The organism is Streptomyces rubradiris, assembly GCF_016860525.1.
GTDB classification, from domain to species: Bacteria; Actinomycetota; Actinomycetes; order Streptomycetales; family Streptomycetaceae; genus Streptomyces; species Streptomyces rubradiris.
Genome location: NZ_BNEA01000015.1, coordinates 1,696,285 through 1,715,542, shown reverse-complemented (window position 1 = coordinate 1,715,542; position 19,258 = coordinate 1,696,285). Strand labels below are relative to the sequence as shown.

General features: G+C 72.3%; 15 protein-coding genes. 11 read left to right on the top strand and 4 right to left on the bottom strand.

The window, feature by feature from the left end; genetic code table 11:
• Nucleotides 1-65: 65 nt before the first annotated feature.
• The 3 genes from Srubr_RS20810 to Srubr_RS20800 all read right to left on the bottom strand — a co-directional run bounded on the left by Srubr_RS20810 (nt 66) and on the right by Srubr_RS20800 (nt 3,953).
• A complete protein-coding gene (locus Srubr_RS20810) occupies nt 66-863 on the bottom strand; it encodes a hypothetical protein (protein WP_189990400.1) in 798 nt (265 codons plus the stop codon).
• A complete protein-coding gene (locus tag Srubr_RS20805; RefSeq protein WP_189990402.1) occupies nt 863-2,125 on the bottom strand; it encodes a VWA domain-containing protein in 1,263 nt (420 codons plus the stop codon). The genes Srubr_RS20810 and Srubr_RS20805 overlap by 1 nt, the downstream gene beginning before the upstream one ends.
• A gap of 256 nt (nt 2,126-2,381) precedes the next feature.
• Nucleotides 2,382-3,953, bottom strand: coding sequence for an IucA/IucC family protein (locus Srubr_RS20800; RefSeq protein WP_189990405.1), 1,572 nt, complete (start codon nt 3,951-3,953; stop codon nt 2,382-2,384).
• Between the two features lie 261 nt (nt 3,954-4,214).
• On the opposite strand from Srubr_RS20800, the gene Srubr_RS20795 reads away from it, so the two are divergent.
• Together Srubr_RS20795 and Srubr_RS20790 are read left to right on the top strand one after the other, a co-directional pair.
• On the top strand, nt 4,215-5,912 hold the full coding sequence (locus Srubr_RS20795; protein WP_373313356.1) for an IucA/IucC family protein: 1,698 nt from the start codon (nt 4,215-4,217) through the stop codon (nt 5,910-5,912).
• A gap of 110 nt (nt 5,913-6,022) precedes the next feature.
• The gene (locus Srubr_RS20790; RefSeq protein WP_189990407.1) at nt 6,023-8,461 is read left to right on the top strand and encodes a DUF6185 family protein; all 2,439 of its coding nucleotides are present in this window, start codon (nt 6,023-6,025) and stop codon (nt 8,459-8,461) included.
• Nucleotides 8,462-8,506: 45 nt separating this feature from the next.
• Here Srubr_RS20790 and Srubr_RS20785 read toward each other — a convergent pair whose 3' ends face one another.
• Nucleotides 8,507-8,920: a MerR family transcriptional regulator gene (locus Srubr_RS20785; RefSeq protein WP_189990409.1), complete on the bottom strand. Its 414-nt coding sequence runs from the start codon at nt 8,918-8,920 to the stop codon at nt 8,507-8,509.
• A gap of 405 nt (nt 8,921-9,325) precedes the next feature.
• Between Srubr_RS20785 and Srubr_RS20780 the strand changes: the two genes are divergently transcribed.
• From Srubr_RS20780 to Srubr_RS20740, 9 genes are all read left to right on the top strand, one after another.
• Nucleotides 9,326-10,819: a SulP family inorganic anion transporter gene (locus Srubr_RS20780; protein ID WP_189990410.1), complete on the top strand. Its 1,494-nt coding sequence runs from the start codon at nt 9,326-9,328 to the stop codon at nt 10,817-10,819.
• A 119-nt stretch (nt 10,820-10,938) separates the two neighbouring features.
• On the top strand, nt 10,939-12,213 hold the full coding sequence (locus Srubr_RS20775; RefSeq protein ID WP_189990413.1) for an MFS transporter: 1,275 nt from the start codon (nt 10,939-10,941) through the stop codon (nt 12,211-12,213).
• 389 nt (nt 12,214-12,602) lie between these two features.
• On the top strand, nt 12,603-13,532 hold the full coding sequence (locus Srubr_RS20770; protein WP_308439877.1) for a zinc-binding dehydrogenase: 930 nt from the start codon (nt 12,603-12,605) through the stop codon (nt 13,530-13,532).
• 12 nt (nt 13,533-13,544) lie between these two features.
• Nucleotides 13,545-14,945 (top strand): MFS transporter, encoded by a 1,401-nt coding sequence (locus Srubr_RS20765; RefSeq protein ID WP_203855044.1) that lies wholly within the window; start codon nt 13,545-13,547, stop codon nt 14,943-14,945.
• Between the two features lie 56 nt (nt 14,946-15,001).
• Nucleotides 15,002-16,030 carry an AvrD family protein gene (locus tag Srubr_RS20760; protein ID WP_189990415.1) on the top strand — a complete coding sequence of 343 codons (1,029 nt, stop codon included), beginning with the start codon at nt 15,002-15,004 and terminating at the stop codon, nt 16,028-16,030.
• A 10-nt stretch (nt 16,031-16,040) separates the two neighbouring features.
• Complete coding sequence (locus tag Srubr_RS20755) at nt 16,041-16,736, top strand: ATP/GTP-binding protein (RefSeq protein WP_308439878.1); 696 nt, start codon at nt 16,041-16,043, stop codon at nt 16,734-16,736.
• Nucleotides 16,737-16,793: 57 nt separating this feature from the next.
• Nucleotides 16,794-17,921, top strand: a complete 1,128-nt coding sequence (locus Srubr_RS20750) for an NADH:flavin oxidoreductase (RefSeq protein ID WP_189990416.1) — start codon at nt 16,794-16,796, stop codon at nt 17,919-17,921.
• Between the two features lie 52 nt (nt 17,922-17,973).
• A complete protein-coding gene (locus Srubr_RS20745; protein ID WP_189990418.1) occupies nt 17,974-18,507 on the top strand; it encodes a hypothetical protein in 534 nt (177 codons plus the stop codon).
• On the top strand, nt 18,497-19,249 hold the full coding sequence (locus Srubr_RS20740) for an SDR family NAD(P)-dependent oxidoreductase (protein WP_189990419.1): 753 nt from the start codon (nt 18,497-18,499) through the stop codon (nt 19,247-19,249). Before Srubr_RS20745 ends, Srubr_RS20740 begins: the two co-directional genes overlap by 11 nt.
• Nucleotides 19,250-19,258: the final 9 nt, after the last annotated feature.

Genomic DNA, 19,258 nt, shown 5'->3' with positions numbered 1-19,258 from the left:
GGGGTGACAACGGCGAAGGCCCGCCGGAGCGGCGGGCCTTCGCGTGATTTGTGGTGCCGTGCGGCTCAGGCGCCCGGCGGCACCCGGGACGGCCGGCCCGACCCGCGCGTCAGCGCGTAGCCGCCGATGCCGGCGAGCGCGGCCAGCACACCGCCGATCCCCGTCCACACCCAGCGGTCCGACCACCAGCCGGACGACCAGCCGTCGCGGCCGAAGCTGGACAGCACGGCCCCCTTCGAACCTTCCTTCTCCTGACCGGACTTGACGGCGATGCCCGGGACGAGCGGCTTGCCCAGCGAGCCGTCGACCGCCGCCGCGCCGCCGATGTCCTCGGAGTCGACGCGCACCTCGGCGCCGACCGGCTGGCCGAGGTCGGAGTCGGCGAGGTCCACCACCGTCAGCCGGATGTAGTACGTGCCCGGCAGCGGGTCGTTGGCCCACGGCTCCGACCAGCCGCGCACCGTACGCAGCACACAGGCCAGTTCGACGGAGCCGGCGTCCGGCGCGGCGGTGCGCGACTGGGCGCCGTACTGGCAGGCCTGGCGGCGCCGCAGCCCGTCGTACACGTCGAGCTGCCAGGTCTCGGCGCCGTGCCGGGCCGGGAGCTTCACCGCCGCCTTGACGGTGGGGCGCTGCCCGGTGTCCGCGGGGAAGGACCAGTACAGGTAGTCACCGGTGGAGCCGGAGGCGGTGGCCCGCTCGCCCTGCTCGATCTCCGCCGCCGTACGGAACGAGGTGCCCGCCTGGGTGGGCGCGTCGTCGCCCGCCGAGGCGCCCGGCGAGGGCGAGGAGTCGGCGGCGGCCGGCCCGGCGGCCAGCCCCACCGCCAGCAGCGCGGCACCCAGCACGCGTGTGATCCGCATCAGTTCGTCCTCCAGACCGAGACCCGCCAGCGCGACAGCCAGCCCCACAGCAGACCCGCGAGGAAGCCGGCCAGCACCAGGGCGCCGAGCAGCCACCAGCCACGGCCGAGGCCGAAGGCGGCCACGTCGTGGTGGCCCGAGGGGCCGTCCACCACGTCGATGGTCAGCTCCAGTGGCAGACCCGGCGTGGTCTTCACGCCCGAGGCCGCCGCGAAGGACTGGGTGACCTGGAGGCACACCGTCTCCGCGGGCGCCGAGTCGTCGTCGCTGTCCTGCTTCGGATAGCGCAGGCCGGTGGAGATGACGTCCGTACGGCCGGTGCCCGCGGCCTCACCGCGCACGATCTCCCGGCCGTGCACGGTCACCGCCCGCAGCAGCACCCCGTAGTGGGGGTTCACGGCCCGGTCGTCCGCCACGCTCACCGAGGCCCGCAGCTCCTGGCCGGGCTCGACGTCCACCTTGTACCAGCGCTGCTGCCCGAACTCCTCGCGGTCGGTGTAGAGACCGGACTTGAGGACGGGGGCCTTCTCACACCGGTCGGCGCCCTCGGTGGCGACCGGGGTCACCACCGGGTCCGCCGCCCGGTCCACCAACTGGCCGACCCGGTCCCTCAGTTCGTCCTTGTGCCGGACGTCGGTGTAGGTACCGCCGGTGGCGTCCGCGATGCAGCTGAGCTGGGCGCGGGTCTTGGCGTCGGGCACCAGGCCGAGGGTGTCGATGGTCAGGCCGATGCCCTTGGCCGCTATCTCCCGGGCCACCACGCACGGGTCGAGCGGCTGGCAGGTGTCCTCGCCGTCACTGATCAGCACGATACGGCGGGTGCCGGTGCCGCCGTCCAGGTCGTCCGCCGCCTTCAGCAGCGCGGGCCCGATCGGGGTCCAGCCGGTGGGCGACAGCGTGGCCACGGCCGCCTTCGCGTCGGTCCGGTCCAGCGGGCCGACCGGGTAGAGCCGCGCGGTGTCCTTGCAGCCCTCCTTGCGGTCGTTGCCGCGGTAGTTGGCGCCGAGCGTACGGATACCGAGCCGGACCTCCTCGGGCGTCGCGTCCAGCACCTCGTTGAACGCCTGCTTCGCCGCGGCCATCCGGGTGCCGCCGTCGATGTCCCGGGCCCGCATGGAACCGCTGACGTCCAGCACGAGTTCGACCTTCGGAGCGTCCTGCTCCGTCTCGTCGGCGACCGCGCCGGAGGGGAACGCGATCCCGGCGGTCAGGGCGGCGAACAGAGCACAGACCCCCACCGCCAGCCGTTGTCTTCTGATCATCGCCGGATCTTATTGATCAGACACGCCGGACTCCAAAACGCCGGGTGGGCGCGGGCGGTGGGCGCGGGAGGCGACGGGAGCGGGCAGGGCCGGGCCGGTGACCGAGGACCGCACCCCGCCCACAGGTGACGTACGTGCCCTGGTCCGGCGCTACGGCATCGTGGTGGACGCCCCGTACGAGACCTCGACGGGACACCGGGCGAGGGCAACTCCCTTCCCTCGCTGAGCGGTGCCCCGGCGAACGCAGAGGAAGGGGTCAACGCCGTGGTCCGCCGGCCGGCCCGGCACCCACTCGGAGCGCCGTCGACCGCGGATGCGGCAACTCCGTCCAGAGGTCCCCCGTTCCGGCGGGGGACAGCCGCATCAGGGTCAGCGCCTTCGCGGGGAGCGGGGCCTCGCACAGGGCGGGCAGGTCCGGGGTCGGGGGAAGGTCCGGGAGGGCCGCCTCCAGGGCGGTGGCCAGGGCGTGGGCGGAGCCCGCCGTGCCGGCCAGGGCACCGGACAGCAGGGAGCCGAAGAGCTTGCGGCGCAGGGCCGTGGGGTCGTCGGTGATCAGGCGGCCGGTGAGGGCGGGCGGGGTGATGCCGTGCCGGGACAGCCGGGCGGGGCTGACGCGGATGTCGGCCAGATCGCGGTAGACCAGCCGCAGCGGAGTGCCGTCCGCCGCCAGCACCACCAGGAGGTTCTGTCCGTGCGCCTCCAGCGCCACGCCCAGATCCAGCAGCCGCAGGCCGACCGTGAGCGCCAGCCGCGCGAACCCGGCCAGCCAGCCCGGGCGGCCGGGCAGCGACGTGGTGGCGAGCGCGGCCACCGGCACCACCCGCTCACCCGGCCCCGCGTACACCTCCGGCGGCTCACGCAGCAGCGCGGCCAGGTCGGGGGAGTGCGCGGTGACCGCCCCGAGCGTGCGGGTCAGGTGCAGCAGTCCGTCGGCGCGCGCCACCAGGTCCTCGGCGAAGGCGGACAGCGGCGCCGCCACCCGCACCGAGTAGGCGGATATGTCCCGCACCGACGACGTCAGCCGGGCGCTCAGCGCCGTCTTCACATGCGGACCACCGGGCAGCAGCGCCAGCGTACGCAGTGACATCAGCGGCCGGGCCGGGCGCCACACGTCGTACGACCGCTTGAGCACATGCGCGGCCTGCCAGGGATGCACCGGCAGCAACAGCCGCCCGCCGTCCCGGAGTTCCGCGGGCCACTGCCCGGACACCAGGCAGTCGGCCGCCGGTACCGGCACCGTGCCCAGCTCCACCACCGGACCGTGCTCGGGGCCGTACGCCAGTTGCTCCGCCACCGAGAAACCGGGCCGGGACCGGCAGCCCGGGTGGAACGGGTGCCCGTCGGTCACCCGCCGCTCCCACTCCCAGTCCCGCCCCCGGCCCTCGGCCGAGGGGACCCCCACCGGCCAGTCCGCCGGCCCCCGTTGCTCCGCGCCGGCCCGGGACAGCGCCAGCGACGCCACACTGTGCGCCAGTTCCGCCACGAACCCGGACGCGCCCGGCCCCCCGAGCGCGCCCATCAGCCGGGCCGGATCGTCGTACCGCTCCCGGTCCAGGTGTACGGCGGTGACGTACGCGGCGGTGGCGTACGGGTCCGCGTGCGGCCCGCGCAGCCGCCGCCCGCCGGACAGGCGCACCGTGAGCCCGTGCGCCCCGGACTCCCGGCCGGTGACGAACGGCAGCGGCTCGTACGCCAGCGCCCGCCACAGCCGGGTCAGCACGGCGGCCCGCGCGCCGGGCAGCTCCGCCGCGTAACCGGGCAGCAGTCCGGGCCGCACGGCGGCCAGTTCCTCGGCGATCACGGACTCGGCGGCGGAAGCAGGGGGCACGGTCGGCTCCTGGGGTAGGCGGGGCACGGCACGATTGTCGGGGACCTCCGGGTACGGCAGTGCCGGGAATGGCCGAGACGGCGGTGCGGGGCGCGGCCGGGACGGCTGTGGCGGGACCGGGTGGGTACGGCAATGTCCGTAGCCCCGCGTACGGCAGGGGTGGGGACCGCCGGGCACGGCAGCCATACTGACCGTCCCCGGCTTCCCGCCGACGCGCCCCGCGTGCGCCGGGACGACCGTGGACCCCTGGACGACGGACGAATGGAACGCGTGGACCTCACACCCCCCACCGGCGAGGCCGGCCGGCTGGCCGACGCGTACGCGGCAGCGCCCCTGCTCAACTGCCTGCTGCGGGAGGTGGCCGTGCCGCTCCCGACCGCCGGCGACCGCCGGCCGCACCAGCCGCCGGACGCCGCGGACCGCACGCCGCCCCCGCTGCCGGACGCCGGAGACCGTAGGGCACCCCGGCTGCCGGACACCGCAGACCGTAGGGCGTCCGGGCCGTCGGCTGCCGGAGACCGGGGGGCGTCCCGGCCGCCGGCTGCCGCGGATCGCACGGCGCACCGGCCGCCGGACGCCGGTGACCGCCGGGTGCACCGGCTGCCGGACGGCCGGCTGCTACGGGTGCGCGCCGGGCGCCGGCCCGCCGACCCCGAGCTGTACGCGGCCGGCGCCTGGCACCGGATCGGCCATCCGGAACTGGTCAAACTGGTCGCGGAGGTGCTGCGTCGGCACACCGGGCTGCCCGGCGGCGACCTGCCCGCCGAGATGATCGACAGCCGGGAGGCGGTCGCCGCCCTGCTCACCGCCCGCGCCCGGGCCACGCCCCCCGCGGACCCGTACCTGCGCTCCGAGCAGTCCCTGCTCACCGGCCACCCCTACCACCCGGCCCCCAAGGCGCGCGGCGGCGGCCCGGTCGCGTCCTGGCTGCCCTACGCCCCCGAGGCGCACGCCCGGTTCCCGCTGGCGCTGCTCGGCGTCCGCGAGGACCAGGTGACCGAGGAGGGCGACACCGGCGCCCTGGACGCCCTCGGCACCGCCCCGCCCGGCTACCGGCTGCTGCCCGCCCACCCCTGGCAGCTCGACCTGGTCGCCCGCGAACTCGCCCCCGCCTTCGCCGACGGCCGGCTGCTGCGGCTCGGCACCACCGCGTTCCCGGTCTGGCCGACGGCCGCCGTCCGCACGGTGTACGAGCCCCGCCGCGACCTGTTCCTGAAGTTCAGCCTGGACGTGCGCATCACCAACGACATCCGCCGGCTGTGGCGCCACGACCTGCGCCGGCTGCGCCGCACCGACACCGCCGCCGGGCGCGCCTTCGCGGCGATGGGCCCGCCCGCGGCCTGGCTGAGCGACCGCGGCTACCGCACCGCCGCCTTCGCCTTCGAGGAACTGGCCGTACTGGTCCGCGACGGGCTGCGCGGCCACCTCCTGCCGGGCACCACCCCGTTGCTCGCGGCGGGCCTCGCCGAGGGCTTCGAGGGCAGCCCGCTGGCCGCCACCGACGACCCGGCCGGCTGGTGGGAGGCGTACCTGCGGCAGGTCGTGCCGCCCGCCCTGACCGCGTTCGGCACCCACGGGGTGGTCCTGGAGGCCCATCTGCAGAACACCCTGGTCGCCGTGGACGCGGCGGGCACCCCCGCGCAGGCCCTGTTCCGGGACGCCGAGGGCGCCAAGCTGCTGCCGGACGTGAGCCGCGCGGCCGGCTGGGAACGGCTGGTGTACTGCCTGGTCGTCAACCACCTCACCGAGATCGCCGGCGCCCTCGCCGACCACCATCCCGGCTACGACCCGTGGCCCGCCGTCCGCCGCGAACTCGCCCGCCACGACCTGCCCGAGATCCCCGCGCTGCTCACCGCGCCGACCCTGCCCGGCAAGACCAACCTGCTGCTGCGCTGGACGGCAGCGGACGGCGCGGACGCCCGCTACCTGCCGCTGCCCAACCCGCTGCTGGGCGACTGAAGCCGGGTTTCGGCCAGCACCCCGCCCGACGCATCGGCTGTCGGAGTGGACCTGCCCACGTCCGCTGCGCCGCCGAAAGGCCGATGAGTTCGCCGGGAGATCCTGACCTGGTGATCCGTCGCGCACTTTCCGAGCCGCTGCTCCTGCTGTTCTTGGTGCTGGCCGTCTTCGCCGTGCCGGCCGGCACGGGTATGTCGTCCGCGGCAGCGGACCAGGCGGACACCTGCGGTGTGGAACAGGTTCGCGGTGTCAAAGTCACCGCGCTGGTGGATTTCGATCACCGAGGTCTCGACTACAGCAAAGTCAAGAGCGTCATGGACATCGAGATCCCGGCGAGCTGGAAACACGCAGCGGATCTTCTGCTGGATACTCGCGCGTCCGAGTACCGCCAGGTGCTTCGCTGCCTGCTGGAAAAGGGCCGGGAAGACAATCCGCTCGACTTCGACGAGCGGCGACCCAGGCCGCTCACAGTCGACTCCGACGGGAAGAAGGTGGCGGTTCACTATGAGGCTGTGGTCTCGGTGCGGTGGCTCGGCGAGTTCAAGGTCGGCCCGTGGTCGCTGGAGGCGGGGTCGGACGTCTGGACCGTTCGGTTGGATCCTCCGCGGAGTCTCGGCCAGGCGACGTGGGAGAACGTGGAGGTCCAGACGGGCGGGCCCCGGGCGTGGTCCGTCAGTCCGGAGTCCGCCATCGGTAAGGACGGCACCGTACTGAAGTGGCAGAACAAGAAACCGACTGAATTCACGGTGAGTTTCCGTCCGCCGGCGGCGCAGCAATGGGATGCGAAGACGGTGTCGCCGGACCAGCCATGGGAAGCTGTGGGGCTGGACAGCGGATCCTCTGCGGCAGCCTACGTCCTCGACGGAGTCCTCCTGCTCATCGCAGGAAGGAAACTCCGGCAGGGCCTCGCGCGGCGGCCCGCCGAGGGCGAGAGAAAAGCACTTGGTGCACTGCGCTCCTGGGCGCTCTTGTCGACGGGGCTCGGGGTGCTCGTCTACATGGGCGACAACCTCCTCGATTTCTTGCAGCAGACATTCTTCGGGTCTCATCGATATGGTGCGGTCTTTTACTTGTTCACGCTTCTGTTTCTGGGGGCCGCCCTGTGTGTTTTCGGGAAGCTTCCCAAGCCTTTGCTGGTGATCCCGTGCTGTGTGGTCGTTGTTGTCGCCGGGCTCTGGGCCGGCTCCTGGGTGGCGCCGCTCGCGTGCGTGGCTGCGGTTTCCTTTTTCTGCGTGGGTGCGTTCCTCTCGGCCGGGCGAGCCCTGCGTATGATCGGTCGGTCATTGCCTTCATGGCTGGTCGTTTCTTTGTCCGTCCTCCTGTCGGGTCTGACGGTTCTGTGGGCATACCTGGTCTATCGGAGCTATTGGGACCGCATCAGCTGGCTTGCCGACACCCGATGGCCGACCTACGGGAGCAATCTGCGTCGGCACTTCGACAACTGGTGGTGGGACTTTCCGCGCCTTGTGTTGCCGACCCTGTGGGCTACGGCTTCTTTGGCTCTGCTCGCGCTGGTCCCCTGGGGCGCCCTTCACGTGTGCCGCGCCGAGCGTAAAGATGGCAGTTCGTTCACGCCGACCGCCTCGGAGCGGTTCTTCCTCATGCTCATCTTCACGCTGGTCGTGTCATCCGGAGGAGGAATCTACTTCGGGGTCGATGGTTACTTCGTCAGTGTCCTGCTCGGTCTTCTGTCGGTTTGGACGCTGCTTTCCCTGGGGAGGAGAAAGGCCGTGCTGGCGCGGCCTGCGATCGGGAACCGCCCCTTGGGCCAAGTGATCTCGATGGCCGACCGATCGGGTTTGCTGCGCATGGTCCGGCGTTACCGGGACCTTCAGAACTGCCTTCACCATCTGGGCTCCGGGAACCCTGTCGAGTCGACGGCGGCTCGAGAGGCGATCGAGCGGGACATCGATCAGATGGACCGGTTCCTGCCCGAAGGAGTGAGGCTCGTCGACGTGGCCTTCGCTTGCGGCCCCATGGCCACATGGTGGGCGAACGCCCGCAGGTGCGCGATCATCGCCTGCTTTGTCGGCCTTCCCGGGACGGGGTTGATGTACTGGCATGACGTGGTCGGCGGCCAGGCCTGGGAATCCACCATCACCTACCCCAGCGGTTTCGTCTACATCATGCTGATCATTCTCACATGGCAGCTGACCTGGGTGGGTGCGGCTTTCTTCATGGGAGCGCTGTGGCGGAGCCTCCCCGGCCGGTACGGACCGACGAAGGCGTTTTACGTGGCCATCGTTTTTTCCATTCCCGTCTGTGCCCACCGGCTGCTCGGTGAACTCAGCGGACATGATGTGCAGGAAACGATCGCGATTATCGCCGCCTTCACGTCGGTGATGACATTCACCGGCTTGGTCATGGATGTACAGACATTCACGAGTGAGCGGCGCTACTGGCCCTCCAGGGCGGGTCTGATCCTGTATATCTATCAGATGCGGTTTGCCTCTGTGGCGTTCATGGTCGTCCAGCTCGTAGGGCTTGCCACCAGCATCTGGACGACCTTCCGGCAGGGCGGCCCCAGCGGCCCGCAGTCGACCCCGTAACGGGGTTCGTAGCAGTAAGGGCAGGTCGTTCGCCCGGCCGCGGCTCTAGGCGCGAGCGGTCGGAGCGCTCTGCTCCAGGCGGGCGCCCAGGGTGGCGGCGAAGTCCTCGGCACGGGCCAACTGGACGCGCAGCTTCTCCACCTGCTCGGCCGCGGCCCGCTCGTAGGTCCGTACGCGCTCCAGCAGGGCCTCGCGCTCGCCGGCGTCGAGAGCGTCGCCGCTGTCCAGGCGGTCGGTGGCGTCCAGCAGGTCGCGCATCTGCTCCAGGGTGAAGCCGAGCGGCTTCATCCGGCGGATCACCATGAGCCGGGCGACGTCGGTCTCGGTGTAGAGGCGGAACCCGCCCTGGGAGCGGGCGGAGGGAATGACCAGGCCGGTCTCCTCGTAGTGCCGGATGGTCCGCAGGGACAGCTCCGTCCGCGCGGCGACCTCGCCGATCTGCATGTGCTTGCCGTCCACGCCCGTGTCCCTGGCCCTTCCCGCCGTCCCGGGCCGCGTCCCGCGCGACCCCATCGACCTCTACTCTAACGTTAGGGTAGAGTCGTTGACGGTGAGGGTGGCCGCGCTGCCCCGCTGTTGCCGTTCCGGGGCCGATGGCGCCCCCGGCGAAGATTCCGATTCTTGCAGGAGAGAGCGTGCGCGAGTCCATGACGCCGATCGCCGCCGCCTGCCCGCCGTGACCCTTCGCCCTCCGATGTGAGCCGCCGGGCCGCCCGTGCGCGCGCCGCCGCCTCATGTCTGTCTCCCACGACTTCCGGCCCGTCCCGCGGGCCGTCCGCGGAGTGTCGGCCCGGCCCCGCGCATCCTTCCCGCACGCCCCGGCTGCCGACGGGTGTGCCCGAACACGGACAGGTACACATTTCCTTGTCTTCCGCTGCTGTGACTCCCGCCGCGCGCCTGCGCGGCCTCAAGCCGGACTGGCTGAGCGATCCCAAGGTCTGGCGCACCGAGATCCTGGCCGGGCTGGTCGTCGGCCTGGCCCTGATCCCTGAGGCCATCTCGTTCTCCATCATCGCCGGTGTCGACCCGGCGATCGGCCTGTTCGCCTCCTTCACCATGGCCGTGACCATCTCCATCGTCGGCGGACGCCGTGCGATGATCTCCGCCGCCACCGGCGCGGTCGCGCTCGTCACCGCTCCCATGAACCGGGAACACGGCCTGGGCTACCTCGTCGCGACGGTCATCCTGGCCGGCCTCTTCCAGATCGTCCTCGGCGCGGTGGGCGTGGCCAGGCTGATGCGGTTCGTGCCCCGTTCGGTGATGACCGGCTTCGTCAACGCCCTCGCCATCATGATCTTCATGGCGCAGGTGCCGGAGATGCACGACGTGCCCTGGCCGGTCTACCCGCTGATCGTCGGCGGCCTGGCGCTGATGGTGTTCTTCCCGAAGGTCACCAGGGTGATCCCGGCGCCGCTGGTGTCCATCGTCGTCCTCACCGTGATCACCGTCGCGGCCGGCATCGCCGTGCCGACCGTCGGCGACAAGGGCGAACTGCCGTCCTCGCTGCCGGTCCCGGGCCTGCCCGACGTGCCCTTCACCCTGGACACCCTGACCACCATCGCCCCCTACGCCCTCGCCATGGCGCTGGTCGGCCTGATGGAGTCGCTGATGACCGCCAAGCTCGTCGACGACATCACCGACACCCACTCCTCCAAGACCCGCGAGTCCATCGGGCAGGGCATCGCCAACATCGTCACCGGCTTCTTCGGCGGCATGGGCGGCTGCGCCATGATCGGCCAGACCATGATCAACGTGAAGGTCTCCGGCGCCCGCACCCGCGTCTCCACCTTCCTCGCCGGTGTCTTCCTGATGGTGCTGTGCATCGTCTTCGGCCCGGTCGTCTCCGACATCCCCATGGCCGCCCTGGTCGCCGTCATGGTCATGGTCACCTTCGGCACCTTCGACTGGCACTCCATCGCGCCCAGGACGCTCAAGCGGATGCCGGCCGGGGAGATCGCCGTCATGGTCATCACCGTGATCGTCGTGGTCGCCACCTCCAACCTCGCCATCGGCGTCGTCGTCGGCTCGGTCACCGCCATGGTCGTCTTCGCCAAGCGCGTCGCCCGCCTCGCCCACGTCACCGCCGTCACCGACCCCGACGGCCACACGGTCGTCTACCGGGTCACCGGCGAGTTGTTCTTCGCCTCCTCCAACGACCTGGTCGGCCAGTTCGACTACGCGGGCGACCCGGACGAGGTCGTCATCGACCTCTCGGCCGCCCACATCTGGGACGCCTCCTCCGTCGCCGCCCTGGACGCGATCGAGACCAAGTACAGGCAGCGCGGCAAAACCGTCGAGATCACCGGCCTGAACGAACCCAGCGCCGACCTCCACGGCAAGCTCACCAACAGCCACTGACCGCACTCCACACCCACCGCACAGGACCCCGGACACAGGCCGGGGTCCTGCTGCAACCGCCCGCCACGGGTGGCTGGTTGAGCACCTGTGATCTGCGCGGCCTCCTACAGTCCGTGTTCATGACGATCACTTCGGAAGGGTCAGCGCTGTGGCGTGACCGGCGGTTCGTTCTGCTCGCTTCGGCCCGAACCATCTCGGTTCTGGGCAACGGGTTCGCTCGGGTGGCCCTGGCCTTCTCCGTGCTGGCACTTCCCGGCGCCGGCCCCGGGAAGCTGTCGTTGGTACTCGCCTGCCAGTCGCTGCCCCAACTGGTGTTCATCCTGCTCGGAGGGGTGATCGCTGACAGGATGTCGCGGTCCCGCCTCATGGCCATGGCCGACGGTGTCGGGGCATTCGCCTATGCGGGGCTGGCGGTGATGACCCTGACCCGGCACGCACCCTTGGCTCTGATGTGCGCGCTGGCGGTGGTGGCGGGGCTGGCGACCGCGCTTTTCGCGCCGGCCATGGACGGTGTCGTGCCGCTCGTGGTCCCCGCGGACCGCTTGCAGCGGGCCAACGGTCTGCTGCGGATGAGCACGAACACGTGCCTCTTCCTCGGGCTCGCGCTGTCGGGCGTGGTCGTCGCGTGGGTCGGCGCGGGCTGGGCCTTGGCGCTGAACGCGGTTTCCTTCGTGGTCAGCGCGGTGCTGACGGGACGGCTGCGGTTGCCCGCCAGGCCGGTGGAGGCGTCATCGCTGTGGACGGACCTGCGTGCGGGCTGGCGGGAGTTCACCTCACGGCAGTGGCTGTGGGTGGTGGTCGCCCAGTGCACGGCCGTAGTCGCCGTCTTCAGCGCGACCCTCGGAGTTCTCGGGCCGTTGGTGGCCCAACAGCATCTGGGCGGGGCCAGGTCGTGGTCGATCATCGTGGCCGCGCAAGCGCTGGGAGCCATCGCCGGCGCCGGACTGGCGGTACGGGTCCGGGCCGACCGACCGGTCCTGGTCGCGGTTCTCGCCACTTTCCCGGCAGCACTGCCCATGGTCTTCCTGAGCATCTCGGCACCGGTCTGGCTGATCGCCGCCGCCACCTTCTGCGCTGGTGTCGCCGGCGACGTCTTCAACGTGCTGTGGGCCAGCACCTTGCAACGCGAGATTCCGGAACAGGTACTTTCCCGCGTCAGCTCCTACGACTTGTTCGGCTCTCTGGCCTTCGCCCCGCTCGGCCTGCTCGTCGCCGGCCCCGTTGCCCAAGGCGTCGGTTCGGGCCCGGCTCTGGCCGGCTGCGCGGCTGTCGTCGTAGTGGCCACTCTCGCGGCCCTGGCGTCTCCCCAAGTCCGGGCACTGCGGCGCTCCGCCTCCCCGATCCAGGAATCCGTGGCTGCGAGCGATCAGGCCGGTGAAGAGGTCGCCCGCTGATTCCTGCCCGTCCGAGACACCGTCCGCTGCACGGCGGGCTGGGCGCCGAAGCCGTCGTTCTGGCGGACTGGGCGGTGCCTCATGACACACCGCGCTCGCTCCCTGACACCTGCCACACCCCGCCCGCCGGAATCCGTGGCGCAGGATGCCGCGAACGTGCCACCGAAGGGTGCCGACGAGATGCCCGGAATCCCCCTGGTCTTCCGCGCGGGGTGCGCGCACCCTGGAGCGGGCGTGTGAGCCGGGGCGGCCGGGGCGGGATCGTGATACGCCGGTGATGCGCGCGGGATGTGGTGGGGATAGCGGACCCCCGCAGGATGAGGCGCAGCTCGCCGAACACGGTCCGTCGAGGAGTCGGGCCGGTGGTCCCGCGGTGAGCACTCTCCCTCGTGAAAGGCCCTGCATTGCGCGCGCTGCTGCCAGCCGTCGACGCCCCCGCCGGACTCGTCCTCGGTACCGCCGGTGAACCCGACCCGCGTCCCGACCAGGTCCTGGTCGACGTCCGTCACATCTCCCTGAACTACGGCGAACTGCACTTCCTCTCCCGGCTTCCGGCGGGAGCGGTACCCGGATGGGACGCCTCCGGCGTCGTGGTGCGTGCCGCCGCCAACGGGCAGGGGCCCGCCGTCGGCACCCGTGTGCTCACCTATGGCGCGGGGTTCGGGGCGTGGGCCGAGCGCCGGGCCGTCTCGCTCGACGAACTCGCCGTGGTGCCCGACTCGGTGGACCTCGCGCAGGCCGCCGCCCTGCCCGTGGCGGGCGTGACGGCCCTGCGGGCGCTCCGGGCGGCGGGACCGCTGCTCGGCCGCCGGGTCCTGGTCACCGGCGCCTCCGGCGGCGTCGGGCGGTTCGCCGTGCAGCTCGCGGCCCGCGCGGGGGCCGAGGTCGTGGCGAGCGTGGGCAGCCCGGAGCGCGGCGCGGGCCTGGAGGCGCTCGGCGCCGGCCAGGTGGTCGCAGGACTCGACGGCATCACGCGGCCGGTCGATGTCGTGCTCGACGCCGTCGGCGGTGCCCAGCTGGTCGCCGCCTTCGGACTGCTCGCGCCGGAGGGCGTGCTGGTCAGCTACGGGTGCGCGTCGGGCGAACCGTCCGTCTTCCCGCCGTACTCGACGGTCGGGCCGGGCAAGTCGCTGGTCTCCTTCCGGATCGGGGACCGGCTCGGCGCCGACATGGCCACCCTGCTGCGGCTCGTCGAGGAGCGGCGGCTCACCGTCGACACCGGGTGGCGGGGCCCGTGGGAGAAGGCGGCGGAGGCCGCCGAGGCGCTGCTCGGCCGCAGACTGCTCGGCAAGGCCGTCCTCGACGTGACGGCGGCCTGAGGGCGGTCACCCGTGACGACGACACAGCACACCGACGCCGCCACGACGGCCGGACGTGGCACCGGCGGGGCCGAACTGGTACGGCTGCTCGCGCTCGCCGCCGGGTTCGTCATGGCCACGCTGGACGCGACGGTGGTCAACGTGGCCGGACCCGGCATCCAGTCGCGGCTGGACATGGACCTGTCCGCCCTGGTCTGGGTCGTGGACGGCTACACCTTGACCTTCGCCTCCCTGCTGCTCCTCGCCGGATCGCTCGCCGACCGCTACGGAGCCAAGACCGTGTACGCCTGGGGCATGACGGTCTTCGTCGTGGCCTCCCTGGCCTGCGGCACGGCCCCCAACGGCACCGTCCTGGTCGTCGCCCGCCTGGTCCAGGGAGCCGGCGCCGCCCTGTTCATGCCGGCCTCGCTCGGCCTGCTCGTGGCGACGTTCCCCGAGCCGGGCAGACGCGCCCGCATGCTCGGGATCTGGACGGCGATCGTCTCCACCGCCTCGGGTCTCGGCCCGGTCGTCGGCGGCGTCCTGGTCGACACCCTCGGCTGGCGCTCCATCTTCTGGCTCAACCTGCCCGTCGGAGTCGTCGGGTTCGTCCTGACCGCACGCCTGATCACCGGCCCCCGCCCGGCGCGCGGCGCGGTCGCCCCGCTGGGGCATCTGCTCGGCATCGCCGCCCTCGCCCTGCTCTGCTTCACCCTGGTTCAGGGGCCCGAGTACGGCTGGGGGTCGGCCGCCATCGTCGGCACCGCCGTCGGCTGCCTGCTGTGCGCGGTGCTGTTCGTCGTACGGGAACGCACGAGCGCGGCCCCGGTCATGCCCCGCCAACTGCTGCGGCACCCCGCCTTCGCGGCGGCCAACGTCATCGGCTTCCTGCTCAACTTCGGCCTGTTCGGCGGCGCCTTCATGCTGGGGCTCTTCCTCCAGCAGGTGCGCGGCGCCTCCCCGTTCACGGCCGGACTCCAACTGCTGCCGATGATGATCGTGATCCTGCTGGGCAATCTGCTGTTCGCCCGGATCGCCGCGCGGGCCGGAACGCGCCGTCCGCTGATCGTGGCGCTCGCCGTCGCCGGCACCGGAGCGGCCCTGCTCGGCACGGTTTCCCCGGGCACGCCCTACTGGCTGCTCGCCGTCGGCATGGCCGTGGTCAACTTCTGCGTCGGTGTGGTCGTCCCCGCCATGACGGCCGCGTCGATGGAGGCCGCCGGGCGCGAGCACGCCGGCCTCGCCGGAGCCACGCTCAACGCCAACCGGCAGGTCGGGGCGCTGGTCGGGGTGGCCGTGATGGGCACCGTCACCACCGCGCTCGACGACCGCTACCAGGGCGCCGCCCTCTGCTTCCTCGCCATGGGCCTGGTCTATCTGCTGTCCGGCGCGCTGGCCTGGCGCTACGTGCGCGCCGGACGTGCCGGGGCCTGACCCCGGCGCCACCCGAACTCCCTTACCCGTTACGTAGGTTCAGAGAGGATGTCCGCATGTCCGTGCGGTCTCTGCCGGTGACCAGAAGCGTGGACGACTACCTCGGCCCCGGAGACAACAGATTCTTCGGTGCCGGCTTCCGCCGGATCCGGCACGCGCTGCGCGGCATCACGGTGACCTCCCCGGCCCCCGGCGCGGGCCGGCTGCGGGCCACCGCCGCGCTGAGCTATCCCCCCGACTGGTCGGCGAAGCCCGGCAAGGCGCCCCTGCGCCCGCACCTGAGCAGCATCGACGCACTGGTCCTCGGCGTCCAGCTGTGCGAGATCATGCTGACGCACGCCCACGGCCTGGACGGCGAGCTGCGCAGAGCGATGTGGCTGCGGCACTACGAGATGCGGTCCGGAGCCAGCCCCCAGGAGGAACTGGCGGACTTCCCCGCCGAGTTGCGCCTGGTGTCCACCACCCGTTGCCCGGACCCGCTCTCCTCGGCCGCGCTGTCGGTCCTCGACTGCCGGATCGGCTCCCTGCGGGTGCGCTTCGAGATCGTGCACCCGGGCACCCCGCACCGCGCCGGGGACATGACGTACGCCTCGGTGGAGGAGGCGCTCGGCCCGGCGGCGCAGCGGTTCTACGGCGAGCGGTACAAGCTGCGCGCCCACCGCATCGACGACATCCGTCTGGACCCCGCCGCGCCCCGCCTCACCGCCCTGGTCGCGGTCACCGCGCGGGGCCGCCAGGACGCCCCCGACCCCGGTCTCGGCGGGGCCTTCCCGCACACACTGTCCATGGTCGACGCCACCATCGTCCTCGCCCAGACCGCGCAGATCCTGCTGTACGACCTGGACGGCATCGACCGCGCCGACAGCAACACCCTGTGGATGCGGCGGATCTCGATGACCGCCGGGTCACCGGCGCAGCCCATGCTCCACCCCTTCGTCGGCGCGACCTCCATCGAACGCAGCAAGACCCTCACCATGGCCGGCCGGCCCTGGCGCACGGCCGACTTCGCCGGGGACCTGCAAGGCATCCACGCGGACTACTCCCTGGCGCACCAACTCCCCGGGCCGAACGCCCCCGCACACTGATCGGATCGCCATGATGAAGATCGCCGTCTCCGGCACCTACTCCTCCGGCAAGACCACCACGTCGATCGCCCTCGCCCATCTGACGGGAATCCCGCGCACGCACGCGAAGACCATGCGCGAGATCCTCCCCGAGGCCCTGCCCGGCAAGCGGCTGGAGGACTGCACCGCCCCGGAACTCTTCCAGCTGGGCATGCGCCGCTACGCCGAACGCGCCGTGCACGAGAGCCACCTTCCCGACGGCTTCGTCTCCGACGGGTCCTCGCTGCACGAATGGGTCTACGGAAAGATCCGCGTCCTCGTCGGCATCCACCCGGACGACTCCGTGGCGGCCCCCGCGCGGCGCACTCCCGAACTCGACTTCTTCGAGCAGGTCATCGACAACATGGGCGCGGTGATGAAGCAGCACGCCCAGCGCACGTACGACGTCTTCATCCACCTGCCGGTGGAGTTCCCCCTGGTCGCCGACGGGCACCGGCCGGTGTCCGAGCGGTTCCGCGCCATGTCGGACCGGCTGCTGCTGGACACGCTGGACGAGTACGGCATCCCGTACCACGTGGTCGGCGGCAGTGTGCGCGAACGGCTGGAGACGATCGTCGGGCTTCTCGAACTGCCCGTGCAGATGCAGCCGGACGAGGCGATCCGGCTCGCCGAGCGCGACCTGGCGGGGCTGGACACCCGTTCCGAGAGCGACCGCACGGCGGCCTGACCGCACCGCACGCCACGTACCTCACCCCACCCAGCAAGAGACAGGACATCACCCACCATGCCGGACCACCGCCTCGTCGCCGACGCCGTGCGCCCGCTCTTCGAACCGTTCACGCTCGGCGAGCTGACCCTGGACAACCGCTTCGTCATGGCGCCCATGACGCGTTCCGCCTCGCCGGGCGGCGTACCGGGCCCCGATGTGGCCGAGTACTACGCCCGCCGGGCGGCCGGCGGCACCGGCCTGATCGTCACGGAGGGCACGGTCGTCGACCACCCGGCCGCCGCCAACGGCCCGGGGCTGCCGCGCTTCCACGGCGAGGACGCCCTGGCGGGCTGGCGCCGGGTGGTGGAAGAGGTCCACCGGGCGGGCGGCCGGATCTTCCCCCAGCTGTGGCACGTGGGCGCCGACCGGTTCGGCGACGCGGTGCCCGAACCGCACCACCCGCCGGTCAGCCCGTCCGGGCTGCTCAACCCCGGCCGGGCCAACGGCGAGCCGCTGACCACAGCGCAGATCGACTCCCTGGTGGGGTCCTTCGCGCGGGCCGCCGCCGACGCCCGGCGCCTCGGCTTCGACGGCATCGAACTGCACGGCGGCCACGGCTATCTGATCGACCAGTTCCTGTGGTCCGGCAGCAATGTGCGGACCGACGGCTACGGCGGCGGCATCCGCGAGCGCGCCCGGTTCGCCGCCGAGGTCATCGCGGCCTGCCGGCAGGCGACGGGCCCCGGCTTCCCGATCCTGATCCGCCTGTCCCAGTGGAAGACCACCGACTTCTCGGCCCGGCTCGCCGCCACCCCGCAGGAGTGGGAGGAGCTGCTGACCCCGCTGGTCGAGGCGGGCGTCGACGGCTTCCACTGCTCCACCCGCCGGTTCTGGCTGCCCGAGTTCGACGGGCCCGCACTGAGTCTGGCCGGCTGGACGAAGAAGGTCACCGGGCTGCCCACCGTGACGGTCGGCTCCGTGGGCCTCGACAACAGCGAGTTCCAGACCGCCTTCCTGGAGGGCAAGGGCGCGGCGAACGCCCCGCTCGACAGGCTCGTGGAGCTGTTCGAGGCGGGCGAGTTCGACCTCGTCGCCGTGGGCCGTGCGCTGCTCGCCGACCCCGAGTGGGTGGCCAAGGTGCGCGAGGGCCGCACGGACGAGCTGATCCCGTTCGACGTCAGCGCGCTGGCGACCCTCCGTTGACCGGGAGCCACGCCGATGCCTTCCGTGGAACCCGTCTGAGGAGCGCAGCACCGTGACCACCCTCCCCGCCCGGCTGTGCGCCGGAACCCTGGTCGTCTTCGAAGGCCCCTCGCGGGTGCTCTGGACGCCCGGGGCCCCCGGCAGCCCGGTACCCGCCGGACTGTGGCCCACCGCCGCCGACGCCGCCGAGGTGGCCGCACGCATCGCCCGGCGAGAGCCCGTCCTCGTCGTACTGGAGGAGATAGCCGCCACGGTGAGCGTATGGCGGCACGAACTCGACCGCGCCCCCGCGGAGCTCGCGGAACTCGCCGAGGGCGAGGGCGAGTTGCTGGACCTGCGGGTCCCGGCCCTCGACTGGCTCCCGGAGCCGCTGCGCGAGCGCGGCCTCGCCTTCTGGCACCGGAGCACGGCACGCGCGGCGCGGGAACCCGCGGTGCTGCTGCCCGCCGTCCTGCTCGACGAGCCGGACGAGGGCGCGCCGGGCGTGCGGTTCGCGCGCCGGCTGCTGCCCTTCCCCCTCACCACCACCCGGCTGGCCCATCTGGTCGCCGGCGCCTTCCCCCAGGAGACGCCCCATGCCTGCTGACCCGTCCGACGTGCTGCCCCTCGACGGCATGGTGATCGCGCTCACCGGGGCCGGCCGCGGCCTCGGGCTGGAGACGGCGCGGACCCTGCTCGCCCGGGGCGCCAAGGTCGCGGCCAACCACCGCACCCCGACACCGGAACTGTCCGAACTGGCGGAGCGGTCCGCCGGCCGGCTGGTGACGTGCCAGGGGGACATCGGCGAGGAGAAGGCCGCCGAGGAACTCGTCGCCGCGGCGGCCGGTCTCGGCGGGCTCGACGCGCTCGTCCACAACGCGGGCGTCGCCCGTGACCAGCCCCTGGTCCGGATGCCCGCCGCGGACTGGGACGCCGTCCACCGGGTCAATCTGCGCGGCGCCTTCCTGGCCACCAAGCACGCCCTCCGGCCGATGATGCGGGCCCGGTCCGGACGGCTCGTCTACGTGTCGTCCGTCGTGGCCCGCACCGGCAACGCGGGCCAGGCCGCCTACGCGTCGAGCAAGGCCGGCCTGCACGGCCTCTCCCTCACCGTGGCGCAGGAGTACGCGCGCTACGGCATCGGAAGTGTCGTCGTATCGCCCGGACTGCTCGACGTGGGGATGACCGGACAGATGACGGCACAGGCCTTCGAGCAGAAGACCAAGCGCTCGCTGACCGGTGTGGTCCAGGCCCGGCGGGTGGCCGCGGCCGTGGCGTTCCTCGTCCACCCGGACGCGGCGGACATCAACGGCACCGTCGTCGACATCGACGGCGGCATCGCCTACTGACCCCGTGTC

What these genes read in the sequence shown, in the direction of transcription:
- Srubr_RS20810 (WP_189990400.1), bottom strand. Translation starts at nt 863, where the DNA reads ATGCGGATCACACGCGTGCTGGGTGCCGCGCTGCTGGCGGTGGGGCTG.
- Srubr_RS20805 (WP_189990402.1), bottom strand. Translation starts at nt 2,125, where the DNA reads ATGATCAGAAGACAACGGCTGGCGGTGGGGGTCTGTGCTCTGTTCGCC.
- Srubr_RS20795 (WP_373313356.1), top strand. Translation starts at nt 4,215, where the DNA reads ATGGAACGCGTGGACCTCACACCCCCCACCGGCGAGGCCGGCCGGCTG.
- Srubr_RS20775 (WP_189990413.1), top strand. Translation starts at nt 10,939, where the DNA reads ATGACGATCACTTCGGAAGGGTCAGCGCTGTGGCGTGACCGGCGGTTC.
- Srubr_RS20760 (WP_189990415.1), top strand. Translation starts at nt 15,002, where the DNA reads ATGTCCGTGCGGTCTCTGCCGGTGACCAGAAGCGTGGACGACTACCTC.
- Srubr_RS20755 (WP_308439878.1), top strand. Translation starts at nt 16,041, where the DNA reads ATGATGAAGATCGCCGTCTCCGGCACCTACTCCTCCGGCAAGACCACC.
- Srubr_RS20750 (WP_189990416.1), top strand. Translation starts at nt 16,794, where the DNA reads ATGCCGGACCACCGCCTCGTCGCCGACGCCGTGCGCCCGCTCTTCGAA.
- Srubr_RS20740 (WP_189990419.1), top strand. Translation starts at nt 18,497, where the DNA reads ATGCCTGCTGACCCGTCCGACGTGCTGCCCCTCGACGGCATGGTGATC.